General features: G+C 69.6%; 10 protein-coding genes. 5 read left to right on the top strand and 5 right to left on the bottom strand.

Annotation, left to right across the window (positions count from 1 at the left end; translation table 11 throughout):
• Positions 1–29 precede the first annotated feature (29 nt).
• The 5 genes from E8D38_RS15160 to E8D38_RS15140 form a co-directional block, all read right to left on the bottom strand.
• Entirely contained in the window at positions 30–1,052 is a 1,023-nt protein-coding gene (locus tag E8D38_RS15160) for a bifunctional riboflavin kinase/FAD synthetase (protein WP_140632384.1), read from the bottom strand.
• A gap of 11 nt (positions 1,053–1,063) precedes the next feature.
• Positions 1,064–1,762 (bottom strand): pseudouridine synthase, encoded by a 699-nt coding sequence (locus E8D38_RS15155; RefSeq protein ID WP_140632379.1) that lies wholly within the window; start codon positions 1,760–1,762, stop codon positions 1,064–1,066.
• Positions 1,763–1,772: 10 nt separating this feature from the next.
• Positions 1,773–3,125, bottom strand: a complete 1,353-nt coding sequence (locus E8D38_RS15150) for an alpha/beta fold hydrolase (protein WP_140632376.1) — start codon at positions 3,123–3,125, stop codon at positions 1,773–1,775.
• Between the two features lie 71 nt (positions 3,126–3,196).
• On the bottom strand, positions 3,197–4,330 hold the full coding sequence (locus tag E8D38_RS15145; RefSeq protein ID WP_140632371.1) for an acyl-CoA dehydrogenase family protein: 1,134 nt from the start codon (positions 4,328–4,330) through the stop codon (positions 3,197–3,199).
• 2 nt (positions 4,331–4,332) lie between these two features.
• The gene (locus tag E8D38_RS15140) at positions 4,333–5,514 is read right to left on the bottom strand and encodes an acyl-CoA dehydrogenase family protein (protein WP_140632368.1); all 1,182 of its coding nucleotides are present in this window, start codon (positions 5,512–5,514) and stop codon (positions 4,333–4,335) included.
• 306 nt (positions 5,515–5,820) lie between these two features.
• Between E8D38_RS15140 and fdnG the strand changes: the two genes are divergently transcribed.
• From fdnG to selA, 5 genes are all read left to right on the top strand, one after another.
• Positions 5,821–8,901: a formate dehydrogenase-N subunit alpha gene (gene fdnG / locus E8D38_RS15135; protein ID WP_140632362.1), complete on the top strand. Its 3,081-nt coding sequence runs from the start codon at positions 5,821–5,823 to the stop codon at positions 8,899–8,901.
• Positions 8,902–8,912: 11 nt separating this feature from the next.
• A complete protein-coding gene (fdxH, locus tag E8D38_RS15130) occupies positions 8,913–9,797 on the top strand; it encodes a formate dehydrogenase subunit beta (RefSeq protein ID WP_140632357.1) in 885 nt (294 codons plus the stop codon).
• Between the two features lie 199 nt (positions 9,798–9,996).
• Positions 9,997–10,632, top strand: coding sequence for a formate dehydrogenase subunit gamma (locus tag E8D38_RS15125; RefSeq protein WP_140632352.1), 636 nt, complete (start codon positions 9,997–9,999; stop codon positions 10,630–10,632).
• A gap of 79 nt (positions 10,633–10,711) precedes the next feature.
• Positions 10,712–11,725: a formate dehydrogenase accessory protein FdhE gene (gene fdhE / locus E8D38_RS15120; RefSeq protein ID WP_140632347.1), complete on the top strand. Its 1,014-nt coding sequence runs from the start codon at positions 10,712–10,714 to the stop codon at positions 11,723–11,725.
• The coding region (selA, locus tag E8D38_RS15115; RefSeq protein ID WP_140632343.1) for an L-seryl-tRNA(Sec) selenium transferase at positions 11,725–13,178 on the top strand (1,454 nt) is incomplete at its 3' end. The genes fdhE and selA, both read left to right, overlap by 1 nt.

The raw sequence follows: 13,178 nt of genomic DNA, 5'->3' as shown, positions 1-13,178 counted from the left end.
AGCACTGGTCACTGGTCACCGGTCACAAGTCACTGAATTCGATCGCGAGTGGTCTGGCGGCGCACGGCTGCATGTGCGGCAAGCACCTCGCGCGCCTGCTCGACGTCGCGCCGGATGGCGGCCGTGAGGGCTTCGAGGCCTTCGAAGCGGGCTTCGTCGCGCAGTTTGTGCAGGAGTTCCACGCGGACGAGTTTACCGTAGCCCCCCTCGGGGCCCAGCGACGCCGGCCAGTCGAGGCAGTGCACTTCGAGCAGCACGCGGCCGGCGTCTTCGATGGTGGGGCGCACGCCCAGGCTGGCCACGCCGTCGAGCGGCTGGTCGGCCAGCCCGTGGGTGCGCACCGCAAAGATGCCGTGGGCGGCCGGCCTGGGGTGGTGGAAGCGCAGGTTCAGCGTGCGAAAGCCGTTGAACCGGCCCGGGTCGGCACCCAGCTCGCGACCCAGCTTGCGGCCGTGGATGACGTGGCCGCTGATGCTGTAGGGGCGGCCCAGCAGCACGGCCGCCTGCTCCAGGTTGCCCGCGGCCAGCGCCTCGCGGACGGCCGAGCTCGACACGCGCAGCCCGTGCACCTCGTAGCTCATCATGCGGGCGACGTCGAAACCGGCGGCCGGGCCGGCCGCGTCGAGCATGGCGTAGTCGCCGGCGCGCCGGGCGCCGAAGCGGAAGTCGTCGCCCACCAGCACGTAGCGCGCGCCGAGCCCGTTGCGCAGCACGCTGTCGATGAACTGCTGCGGGCTCTGGCTGGCCAGGGCTTCATCGAAGCGCAGCACCACCACCTGGTCGACGCCGCAGCGTTCGAGCTCGCTCAGCTGGTCGCGCAGCGTGGCGATGCGGGCCGGCGCCTTTTCAGGCGTGCCGGCGCGCCTGGCGAAATAGTCGCGCGGATGCGGCTCGAAGGTCAGCACGCACACCGGCAGGCCGCGGTGCGCGGCCTCGTTGCGCAGCAGCGCGAGCATGGCCTGGTGGCCGCGGTGCACGCCGTCGAAGTTGCCGATGGTCAGCGCGCAGGCGGGAGCGAGGGCACTGTGGTGGAAGCCGCGGAAGACACGCATGGTGGGGGCGATTATCGAAAGATCGCCGAAGGGTCGTCCACCCAGAGCCATTTGCCCGCGGGCAGGTCGTGGGGCAGCACGAGGCCGCCGACGCGGCTGCGGTGCAGCTGCTCGCAGCGGTTGCCCACCGCGGCCAGCATGCGCTTGACCTGGTGGTACTTGCCCTGGACGAGCGTGAGGCGCAGCGTGGTCTCGCCGGTGAGCTCGGCGGCATCTGCCTTCACCGGCCTCGGGTCGTCGTCGAGCACCACGCCGGCCAGCAGCCGGTCGACCTGCTGCTGGCTGAGCGGGTGCCTGGCCGTCACCTCGTAGACCTTGGGCACATGGTGCTTGGGCGAGGTGAGCTTGTGCAGCAGCGGGCCGTCGTCGGTCAGCAGCAGCAGGCCGGTGGTGTCCTGGTCGAGCCGGCCCACCGGCTGCACGCCGCGGCGGCGCAGCGGCAGGGGCAGCAGGGTGTGGACGCCCGGCCAGGCCGAAGGCTTGAGCGAGCACTCGTAGCCGGCCGGCTTGTGCAGCATGACCAGCGCCTTCTCGTGGTAGACCCAGGGCAGGCCGTCGACCTCGAAGGCCAGGCCCTGGCTCACGTCGAACTCCGCCTGCGGGTCGTCGATGACCTCGCCGGCCACCTTGACGAGGCCGTGGGCGACGAGGCCCTCGCATTCGCGGCGGGCGCCGAAGCCTTGGGAAAAGAGGATCTGGGACAGTCGCATGGGCAGTGGCTCAGTAATGCAGCTCCAGCGTCACCACGTGCCCTTCGGCGGCCGGCCAGGGCCGGGCAATGACTCTCTCGCCGTTGAACTCGCCCACGATGCGCCGCGGGCTCGCATCGGCGAGTTTCAGCCTCGATGACGACACCGTCGCCACGCCGCTCGGGATGCCGGGCGGCGGGCTCTGCCCGTCGAGGCTGATCTGGTCGCGCGGCAGGCCGAAGTAGCCGCGCGGCCGGGTCAGGGTGACCACGGCGGCAGCACCCTTGTCGGCCTCGGCCAGCCGCTCGGCGCGCAGGTTCACCACATTCGACGAGCGCGGGAACGGCGAGCGGTAGATGTGCGTGGTGGCATAGCCGGGCGCGCTGACCACGAACTCGTAGGCCGCGTCGGGCTGGGCGACGAAGGGACCCCAGCGCCCGTCGTCGCCGATCACCTTGCGGTGCAGGGCATTGCCCAGCCGGTCGCCGCTGGCGGTGTCGGTGCGGTAGACCTCCAGCGTGGCGCCGGCCAGCGGCAGGTTGCTGGGAGCGGAGCCGACGCCGTTCACGCCCAGGCCGGTGACCTTGCCGTCGAGCACCACATGCGCCTCGGGCGCGATGGCGGCGGTCAGGGGCGGCATGCCGGCGATGAAGCGGAACATCTGCACGAAGGCTTCCGGGTGGAAGGCGACCTCGCGGTGGTCGCGGGCCGGCAGCACCACGTTCTCGGCGCCCTTGAGCGCCGGGCCCTCGGCGGTGACGTTGCTGGGCACGCCGTTCAGGGTGGGCTGGGCGTACTTGTCGTTGCCGTCCGAGCGCAGCGTCATCCACTTCACGCCGGGCGTCACCTCGACGCCGGCGCCGCCCTGGTTGTTGAGCGCAGTGAGGAAGGGGCTCGCGCCGTTGAATTCGCTGCCCGGCAGCTGCTTCGGGTTGTTCCAGACACCGTGGTTGGGCGTGCCGGCCAGGATGGCGTGCGACACCACCTTGGCGCCGCCGCCGTTGGCGATGAAGTTGCGGATGGCGTTGCCGCCGCGCGAGCTGCCGATCAGCACCACCTTTTCGGCGCCGGTGGCGATGCGCACCCGCTGCACCTCGCCGGCCAGGAGCTGCATGTGCTCGGCGGTGGAGCTGCGCCCGGCCTGGGGCTTGTCGTCCTCGTCGCGCGCGGTGGGGTAGGGCAGGTCGACGGCATGCAGCCGCTCGCGCGGCCAGCCGTTGGACTCGAAGCGCCAGATCGTCGTGTGCCACAGCGCCGCGGTGTCGCCGTTGCCGTGCACGAACACGATGGGCGGCGGCGGCTCCTCGTCGGTGGTGGCGCAGCCGCCCGCCAGCAGCGAGACGAGCGACGTGAGGGCCAGCAGGATGCGGCGGCGCAGGGTCATGAATGCTCCTCCAATGAAAAACGCCGCTTGGGCGACCCAAGCGGCGTTGCATGTTAGCGGGGCCCTGGCGGTCAGGCGAACACGCCGGCGCTGTCCTGCATGCGCTCGCTCACCTCGCCCAGGTGGTGCAGCGTGTCGCCGAAGCTCATTTCCATGCAGGTGAGGCGCTTGAAATAGTGGCTGCCCGCGTATTCGTCGGTCATGCCGATGCCGCCGTGCAGCTGCACCGCCTGCTGGCCGACGAAGCGCATGCTCTGCCCGAGCTGCACCTTGGCCTGCGAGACGGCACGGCGGCGGGCGCCCGCGGCCTCGCCCAGCTTGAGCGATGCGAAATAGCTCATCGAGCGGCCGAGCTCGAGCTGCATCTTCATGTCGGCCAGGCGATGGCGCAGCGCCTGGAAGGTGCCGATCGGCACGCCGAACTGCTTGCGGGTGTTGAGGTAGTCCACCGTCAGCGCGAACAGCTTGTCCATCGCGCCCACCGCCTCGGCACACAGCGCGGCGATGCCCACGTCGACGCCGAGTTCCAGTGCCGGCAGGCCTTCGCTGCTGACGAGCGCGGCAGGAGACTGGGTGAAGGTCACTTCGCCGCCGCGGCCGCCGTCCTGCAGCAGGTAGCCGCGCGTGGCCACGCCGGGGGCATTGCGCTCCACCAGGAACAGCGAGATGCCGCCGGCGTCGCCATGAGAGCCCGAGACGCGCGCCGGCACCATGAATGCATCGGCCTGGTCGCCGGCGGGCACCACGCTCTTGGCGCCGGTGAGCGTCCACCCGCCGCCGGCCTGGGTGGCCCGCGTGGTGACGTGCGACAGGCGATATCGTGCGGCACGTTCCACGTGCGCCAGCACCACAAGCGCCGAGCCGTCGGCCACCTTCGGCAGCCATTGCGACTGCAGCGCAGAGGGCGCACTGCTCAGCAGGGCAGGCGCCATGAGCGCGGCCTGTGCGTAGGGCTCCAGCACGATGCCGCGGCCCAGCTCTTCCATCACCACCATCGCCTCGATGGGGCCGAACCCCATGCCGCCCTGCGCCTCGGGCACGGCCAGGCCGGTGAGGCCCAGCCCGGCGAGCTCGCCGTAGGCCTCGCGCGAGAAGCCGCCGGCCTTCACGATGGCGCGGCGGCGCTCGAAGTCGTAGGCCTTGTCGACCCAGCGGCGCACCGCGTCGCGCAGCGATTCCTGGTCTTCGGTGAAGTCGAAATCCATGGTCAGACTCCCAGCACCGTCTGCGCGACGATGTTGCGTTGCACTTCGTTCGACCCGCCGTAGATGGTGGTCTTGCGGTAGTTGAGGTAGGTGGACGCCAGCGGGGCGCAATGGGCCGCGCCCACGTAGTCGCCCTGCCAGCCGGCCTCCATGGCTTCGTGGATGAAGGGCAGCGAGAAGGGGCCGGCGGCCAGCATCATCAGCTCGGCGTAACGCTGCTGCAGTTCCGAGCCGCGGATCTTCAGGAGGCCGGCCACGTCGAGCGACTTCTTGCCGCTCTTTTCGGCCGACAGCACCCGCAGCACCATCATCTCGAGCGCCACCACGTCCACCTCGAGCAGGGCGATCTGGTCGCGAAAGCGCACGTCCTCGTACACGCCTTCGGCCCGGGCGATGCGCTTGAGCCGCTCGAGCTCGCGTTTCGTGCGGTTCACGTCGGCGATGTTGGTGCGCTCGTGGGCCAGCAGGTACTTGGCATAGGTCCAGCCCTGGTTCTCCTGGCCCACCAGGTTCTCGGCGGGCACCTCGACGTTGTCGAAGAACACCTCGTTGACCTCGTGCTCGCCGTCGAGCGTGATGATCGGCCGCACGGTGATGCCGGGCGACTTCATGTCGATCAGCAGGAAGGAGATGCCGGTCTGTGGCTTGCCTTCGCTGCTGGTGCGCACCAGGCAGAAGATCCAGTCGCCGTACTGGCCCAGCGTCGTCCAGGTCTTCTGGCCGTTGACGATGTACTTGTCGCCCCTGCGCTCGGCGCGTGTCTTGAGGGAGGCCAGGTCGGAGCCCGAGCCCGGCTCGCTGTAGCCCTGGCTCCACCACACCTCGCCGCTCATGATCCCGGGCAGGTGGCGCTTCTGCTGCTCGGGCGAGCCGAAGGCCATGATCACCGGCGCCACCATCACCGGGCCGAAGGGCACCACGCGCGGCGCACCGGCCAGCGCGCACTCCTCTTCGAACAGGTGGCGCTGCACCGCATTCCAGCCGGGGCCGCCGAACTCCCTGGGCCAGGCCCAGCCGTGCCAGCCCTTCTTGCCGAGGATCTTTGCCCAGCGCTGCATATCGTCCTTCGTGAGACGCAGCGCGTTGTGCACCTTGTGCGAAATGTCCTTGGGCAGGTTGGCCTGCACCCAGGAACGGATCTCTTCGCGGAACGCTTGTTCTTCCGCGGTGAAGCTCAGGTCCATGAGGTTGTCTCCTTCACGCTCCGCCGCCGCACGCGTCGGCGCGGGCTTGGTAGCGGGGCAGTTTAAGCACGGTCGTTCGTTTTGGCATGTCCCTGTTGTGACAGCAGCACCGGCGCCGTGCGGCACCGGGTGGACGTCTCTTCGCGTGATGCCGTTGTGCGCAATGCGTACAGCCGTTCTAGGGGTCCGTCCTGATTCGCCGGCCTATGCCAGGGCGTAAAAACCGCTTGACTCTGCAAGCCTTGCAGGGCGGTCGTCGATTCCAGAACCAGGGGACGCGGGACCCACCCCGCAGGAGGTCAGTTCGTGGACATCAGCCGGAGGCAGTTCTTCCGGGTCAGCGGCGCAGGGCTGGTCGGATCCAGCCTGGTGGCGATGGGCTTCTCGCCCACGCAGGCTCTAGCCGAAACGCGCAACTTCAAGCTGGCTCGCACCACCGAGACCCGCAGCACCTGCCCGTATTGCTCGGTCAGCTGCGGCCTCGTCATGTACACGCTCGGCGACAAGGCGAAAAACGTCCAGTCGTCGATCATCCACGTCGAGGGCGACCCGGACCACCCGGTCAACCGCGGCACGCTGTGCCCCAAGGGCGCGGGCGTGCTCGACATGATCCACAGCCCCAATCGGGTGAAGTACCCGCAGGTGCGCGAGGCCGGCTCGGCCGAATGGAAGCGCATCTCGTGGGACGAGGCGCTCACGCGGGTGGCCCGGCACATGAAGGCCGACCGCGACGCCAACTTCATCAAGGCCAACGACAAGGGCGTGACGGTGAACCGGTGGAACACCACCGGCTTCCTCATGTCCAGCGCGGCCTCCAACGAATCCGGTTACCTGTCCGTCAAGGTCGCTCGCGGCCTGGGGATGGTTGCGCTCGATACGCAAGCACGTATCTGACACGCGCCGACGGTGTCCAGTCTGGGCCCGACTTTCGGTCGCGGAGCGATGACCAACTCGTGGACGGATATCAAGAACACGGATCTCGTCCTCATCATGGGCGGCAACGCCGCCGAAGCCCACCCGTGCGGGTTCAAGTGGGTCACCGAAGCGATGCAGCACCGCAAGGCGCGGCTCATCGTGGTGGACCCGCGGTTCACCCGCTCGGCGGCGGTGGCCGACTACTACGCGCCCATCCGCGTGGGCACCGACATCGCCTTCCTGGGCGGGGTCATCAACTACCTGCTGTCGAACGACAAGGTCCACCACGAGTACGTCAAGTTCAACACCGACGCCACCTTCCTCACGAAGCCCGAGTTCGCCTTCGACAACGGCTACTTCAGCGGCTATGACGAGGCCAAGCGGTCCTACAACAAGGCGACCTGGGGCTACCAGGTCGGCGAGGACGGCTTCGTCAAGGTCGACGACACGATGCAGGACCCGCTGTGCGTGTACCAGCAGCTGAAGAAGCACTACAGCCGCTACACGCCCGAGCAGGTGAGCCGGATCACCGGCACGCCGAAGGAGCAGTTCCTCAAGGTGTGCGAGCAGATCGCCGGCACCGCCGTGCCCGGCCGCGTGATGACCATCATGTATGCGCTCGGCTGGACGCAGCACTCGGTGGGGTCGCAGAACATCCGCACCATGGCGATGATCCAGCTGCTGCTGGGCAACATGGGCCGCCCCGGCGGCGGCGTGAACGCGCTGCGCGGCCATGCCAACGTGCAGGGCATCACCGACATGAACGCCTACTCGGAAGTGCTGTCGGGCTACCTGAGCGCCCCCACCGATGCCGACGTCGACCGCGACACCTACCTGAAGGCGCGCACCGGCAAGCCGCTGCGCCCGAACCAGATGGCGTTCACCCAGAACTTCCCGAAGTGGCACACCAGCCTGATGAAGGCCTACTACGGTGACGCGGCGACGGCGGAAAACAACTTCGCCTACGACTGGATCCCGAAGCGCGACGCGGGCTACGACATCCTGCACATCTTCGAGCTGATGCATCAGGGCAAGATGAACGGCATGCTGGTGCAGGGCTTCAACCCGCTGGCGGCCGTGCCCAACAAGAAGAAGCTGTCGGCGGCGTTCTCGAAGCTGAAGTACCTGGTGGTGATCGACCCGCTCGAAACGGAGACGAGCGAGTTCTGGAAGAACTACGGGCCGCTCAACGACACCAACCCGGCCGACATCAGGACCGAGGTGTTCCGCTTCCCGTCGAGCTGCTTTGCCGAGGAGACCGGCAGCTTCACCAATTCCAGCCGCGTGATCAGCTGGAAGGAAAAGGCGGTGGACCCGCCCGGCGAGGCCAAGGCCGACTCGGAAATCGTGGCGCGCCTGTTCATGAAGCTGCGCGACATGTATGCCAAGGACGGCGGCGCGCTGCCCGAGCCGGTGCAGAAGCTCACCTGGCCCTACCTCAACGCCAACGTGCCCAACCCCGGCGAGGTGCTGCGCGAGATCAACGGCCGCGCGCTGGCCGACGTGCTGGGGCCGCCCGACCCGAAGGACCCGAAGGCGCCGCGGCCGGTGGCGGTGAAGGCGGGCGAGCAGATGCCGGGCTTCGCGCTGCTGCAGGCCGACGGCACCACCTCGTGCGGCAACTGGATCTACGCCGGCTGCTGGCCGCAGGCCGGCAACCTGACCGCGCGGCGCGACACCTCCGACCCGAGCGGGCTGGGCGTGTTCCAGAACTGGGGCTACTCGTGGCCTGCCAACCGGCGCATCCTCTACAACCGCGCCTCGGCCGACCCGAGCGGCAAGCCGTGGGACCCGACCCGCTCGTACGCCCGCTGGGACGGCAGCAAGTGGACCGGCCCCGACGTGCCCGACATGCGCGCGGACGCGGCGCCCGACCAGGGCGTGGGCTCCTTCATCATGAACCCGGAAGGCGTGGCCAGGCTGCATGCCATCGGCATGGCCGAGGGGCCCTTCCCCGAGCACTACGAGCCGTTCGAGACGCCGGTGGGCGTGAACCTCATGTGCCCCAACAACCCGAAGGCGGTGAGCAACCCGGCCGCCCGGGTGTTCAAGGGCGACCTCGAGGCCTTCGGCAAGAAGGAGGAGTTCCCGTACGCGGCCACCACCTACCGCCTCACCGAGCACCAGCACTTCTGGACCAAGCACGCGCGCAGCAACGCCATCGTGCAGCCGGCGCCCTTCGTCGAGATCGGCGAGGAGCTGGCCCGGGAAAAGGGCATCCGGCAGGGCGACAAGGTGCGGGTCCGGTCCAACCGCGGCGAAGTGGTGGCGGCCTGCGTGGTCACCAAGCGCATGCGCGCGCTCGAGGTCGACGGCAAGAAGGTGCACCACGTCGGCATCCCGATCCACTGGGGCTTCAAGGGGGTGACGCAGAACGGCTACCTGGCCAACGCGCTGACGCCGTTCGTGGGCGATGCCAATTCGCAGACGCCTGAGTTCAAGGCGTTCCTCGTGAACATCGAAAAGGCATGAGGAGCTGAACCATGGCAAGTCTGCAAAGTCTGGATGTGGTGGCCCGCTCGGCCACCACCACCCCCACGCCGCAGGTGCGCTCCGCCGTGCCGCAGGTCGCCAAGCTCATCGACGAGTCCAAGTGCATCGGCTGCAAGGCCTGTCAGGTCGCCTGCATGAACTGGAACGACCTGCGCGACGAGGTGGGCCAGAACATCGGCGTGTACGACAACCCGACCGACCTCACGCCCAGCTCCTGGACGGTGATGAAGTTCTTCGAGGTCGAGCCCGAAGGGCCCGGCAAGGGCAGCCTCGAGTGGCTGATCCGCAAGGACGGCTGCATGCACTGCGAGGACCCGGGCTGCCTGAAGGCCTGCCCGTCGCCGGGCGCCATCGTGAAGTACGCCAACGGCATCGTCGACTTCATCTCCGAGAACTGCATCGGCTGCGGCTACTGCGTCTCGGGCTGCCCGTTCGACGTACCGCGCATCAGCGCGAAGGACAACAAGGCCTACAAGTGCACGCTGTGTTCCGACCGTGTGGGCGTGGGTCTCGAACCGGCCTGCGTGAAGACCTGCCCGACCGGCGCCATCGGCTTCGGCGTGAAGGACGACATGGTGGCCTACGCCGAAAAGCGCGTCGGGGAGCTCAAGGAGCGCGGCTTCCAGAACGCGGGCCTGTACAACCCCCAGGGCGTGGGCGGCACGCACGTGATGTACGTGCTCAAGCATGCCGACAAGCCCGAGCTCGAGGACCTGCCGGCCGACCCGCACATCAGCCCGATGGTCGCGCTGTGGAAAGGCATCGCCAAGCCGCTGGCCCTGGCGGCGATGGTGGGCGCGGTGGTGGGGGGCTTCTTCCACTACATGAAGGTCGGTCCCTCCGATGCCGAGGAAGACGAGAAGGAGCGAACATGAGACACCTTGCGTCAATCTGGATGTCGCGGGCCGAGCGCCGGGCCGCTCCCAAGCCGGCCCGCATCCCCCCGGGGGATCGGCCGGCGTACCCGCCGGACGAGGGGCAGACACTCCAGCGGGCCGAGCGCCGGGCCGCTCCCAAGCCGGCCCGCATCCCCCCGGGGGATCGTCCGGCGCACTCGCCGGACGAGGGGCAGACATGAGCTCATCGACGCCTCGCGGCTACATCAAGCGCTACGACGACGGCGACCGGGTCAACCACTGGGCAGTGGCGCTGCTGCTGATCCTGGCGGCGCTGTCCGGGCTTTCGTTCTTCCACCCGTCGCTGTTCTTCTTTTCCTACCTCTTCGGCGGCGGCCCGTGGACACGCATCCTGCATCCCTTCATCGGGCTGCTGACCTTCGTGTTCTTCATCGGCATGGTGATCCGCTTCGCGGGCGACAACCGCTTCACCGCGGGCGACCGCGAATGGCGCGGCAAGATGGGCGAGATGCTCAAGGGCAACAAGGCCGGCATGCCGCCGGTGGGCAAGTACAACTGGGCGCAGAAGATGGTGTTCTGGGTCACGCTGTGGAGCCTCGCGGTGCTGCTGGTCACCGGCCTCGTGTTCTGGCGGCCCTGGTTCGCGCCGTACTTCCCGATCTGGGCCATCCGGGCGGCGTCGCTGCTGCACTCGGTGGCGGCGGTGGTGCTGATCCTCGGCATCATCGTGCACGTGTATGCCGTGATCTGGGTCAAGGGCACGCTGCGCGCCATGACGCGCGGCAACGTGAGCGAAGCCTGGGCGGCGAAGAACCACCCGCTGTGGCATCGCGAAGTGACGCGGGGCAAGTGAAAAGGTCCCCGGCGGGCGGGTCGGGCCTTCGGGCTCACCCGCCCTTGTGTTTTCTGCAGCGCAAGGAGAAGCTCGCGGCATGACTGCCACCGCCACCGTCCGTGTGATGTCGCCGGAGGAGATCGCTGCCCGTGCCGGCGGCGAGACGCCCTACCTGTTGTGGCCGGAGCGCGCCACCGTGTTCGCCGAGCGGGCCATGCGCCTGCGGCAGCTCGCCGGCCGTGGCCATGCGATGCAGGACTTCCTGCAGTTCATGGCCGAGGTGGCGCTGGCGCAGCAGCAGCGGCTGGCCGCGCACCCGCCGGTGCCGCTGCCCACCGCGCAGCAGCTCGATGCCGCCGCGCGTGCCGGCGCGGCGCCGCTGGCGCCGCCCGACTGGCCGCGCGATCCGGCCTGGCGCGACGGCCTGCGCCAGCTGGTGCAGCGCGTGCGACCCCATGCGCCCCCGGCGATGCAGCCGGTGCTCGACGAGATGAGCGTGCTGCCCGACGACGCGCTCGAAGCCCAGGCCGATGCGCTGCTCGACGCCACGCCCCACGGGCTGGACCTCGCCATGGCGCCGCTCGTGGCCGCTGCCCTGCAGGTCTACTGGACGCACCTCGTGCTTGCCGTGCTGGCAGCCCACACCGGCGGCGGCCAGCCCTTCGGCCGCACCGATGACGCCACCACCTGCCCATGCTGCGCGAGCCGGCCCACGGCCAGCATCACGCGCGACGCGGGCGATTCGCCGGGCCAGCGTTACCTGCACTGCTCGCTGTGCTCCACCCAATGGCACATGGTGCGCATCAAGTGCTCGCATTGCCAGGGCACCCGCTCCATCGCCTACCAGGCGCTGCGCCCGGCCGGCGACGACGAGGAAGACCTCGCCGCCCAGGCCGCCGTGCAGGCCGAGACCTGCGACGACTGCGGGCACTACCTCAAGATCGTCCACCGCGGCCGCGACCCGCTGGTCGAGCCGGTGGCCGACGACCTGGCCACGCTCACCCTCGACCTGCTGGTGTCCGAAGCCGGCAAGCAGCGGCACGGGGTCAACCTGATGCTGCTGTTCGGCGAAGAGGCGGCCGAGCCGCCGCCGGACCCGGGAGGCGCCTGATGCGCGGGCCCGACGAATCCGTGGTGCACGGTTCCAAGGCCACCGCCAAGGACCTCCCCTCCGTAGACCGCCTGCTGCGCAGCGAGCCGGTGGCCGCGCTGGTGGCCGAACACGGCCACACGCTGGTGGTGGGCGAAGCCCGTGCGCTGCTCGAGGGCCTGCGGGCGCAGGCGCAGGCCGGCTCGCTCGACGCCCGGGCCGTGTCGCCCGAGGCGCTGGGCGACGCGCTGCAGCAGCGCGTGGCGCAGCGCCTCGCGCCGCGCATGCGCCCGGTGCTCAACCTCACCGGCACGGTGATCCACACCAACCTGGGCCGCGCGCTGCTGGCAGACGCGGCCCTGCAGCACCTGCTGGCGGTGATGAGCGGCCCCAACAACCTCGAGTACGACCTGGCCACCGGCGGCCGCGGCGACCGCGATTCGATCGTCGAGGAGCTCTTGTGCACCCTCACCGGCGCTGAAGCCGCGACGGTGGTCAACAACAACGCCGCCGCGGTGCTGCTCTCCATCGCCGCGCTGGCCCGGGGCAGGGAGGTCATCGTCTCGCGCGGCGAACTGGTCGAGATCGGCGGCGCCTTCCGCATGCCCGACGTGATGGCCGCCGCCGGCGCCACGCTGGTCGAAGTGGGCACCACCAACCGCACCCATCCGCACGACTACGAACGCGCCATCAACGAACGCACCGCGCTCCTGATGAAGGTGCACACCAGCAACTACGCGGTCCACGGGTTCACCTCGGCGGTGGGCGAGGCGGCGCTGGCCGACATTGCCCATGCGAAGGGCCTGCCGCTGGCCACCGACCTGGGCAGCGGCTCGCTGGTGGACCTGGGCGCTCACGGGCTGCCGCGCGAGCCGTTGCCGCAGGAGATGCTGGCGGCCGGCTGCGACGTGGTCACCTTCAGCGGCGACAAGCTGCTGGGCGGCCCGCAGGCCGGGCTCGTCGTCGGCAGCCGCGAGGCGGTGGGCCGCATCCGCCAGTTCCCCATGAAGCGTGCGCTGCGCATGAGCAAGTTGCCGCTGGCGGCGCTCGAAGCCACGCTGCGCCTGTACCTGCGCCCCGAGCGCCTGGCGCGGGACCTGCCCACGCTGCGCCTGCTGACGCGGCCGGCGCAGGCCATCGACGCCATGGCCCGGGCGCTGCTGCCCGCCGTGGCCAAGGCGGTGGCGCCGCGCTTTCGGGCGAGCGTGGTGCCGCTGCTGGGGCAGATCGGCTCCGGATCGCTGCCGGTGGAGCGGCTGCCTTCGGCCGGCCTGGCCATCGAGCCGCAGCAGAAGAAGGGCACCGGACGCGCGCTCGACGAACTGGCCGCGGCCCTGCGCAGCCTGCCGCTGCCGGTGATCGGCCGCGTGGCCGAGGACAGGCTGCTGCTCGACCTGCGCTGTCTGGATGACGAGGTGCCCTTCGTGGCGCAGCTGCCGCACTTGCGTCACGCCCTCGCCTTGCCCCCTCTCCC

Origin of the sequence: Methylibium rhizosphaerae (assembly GCF_006386545.1) — a bacterium.
In the GTDB taxonomy this organism is placed as follows: Bacteria; Pseudomonadota; Gammaproteobacteria; order Burkholderiales; family Burkholderiaceae_C; genus Pseudorivibacter; species Pseudorivibacter rhizosphaerae.
This window is presented reverse-complemented; position numbering and strand designations above follow the sequence as displayed.

Coding starts and splice junctions, on each gene's coding strand:
- E8D38_RS15160 (WP_140632384.1), bottom strand. CDS start 1,052: ATGCGTGTCTTCCGCGGCTTCCACCACAGTGCCCTCGCTCCCGCCTGC.
- E8D38_RS15155 (WP_140632379.1), bottom strand. CDS start 1,762: ATGCGACTGTCCCAGATCCTCTTTTCCCAAGGCTTCGGCGCCCGCCGC.
- E8D38_RS15150 (WP_140632376.1), bottom strand. CDS start 3,125: ATGACCCTGCGCCGCCGCATCCTGCTGGCCCTCACGTCGCTCGTCTCG.
- E8D38_RS15145 (WP_140632371.1), bottom strand. CDS start 4,330: ATGGATTTCGACTTCACCGAAGACCAGGAATCGCTGCGCGACGCGGTG.
- E8D38_RS15140 (WP_140632368.1), bottom strand. CDS start 5,514: ATGGACCTGAGCTTCACCGCGGAAGAACAAGCGTTCCGCGAAGAGATC.
- fdxH (WP_140632357.1), top strand. CDS start 8,913: ATGGCAAGTCTGCAAAGTCTGGATGTGGTGGCCCGCTCGGCCACCACC.
- E8D38_RS15125 (WP_140632352.1), top strand. CDS start 9,997: ATGAGCTCATCGACGCCTCGCGGCTACATCAAGCGCTACGACGACGGC.
- fdhE (WP_140632347.1), top strand. CDS start 10,712: ATGACTGCCACCGCCACCGTCCGTGTGATGTCGCCGGAGGAGATCGCT.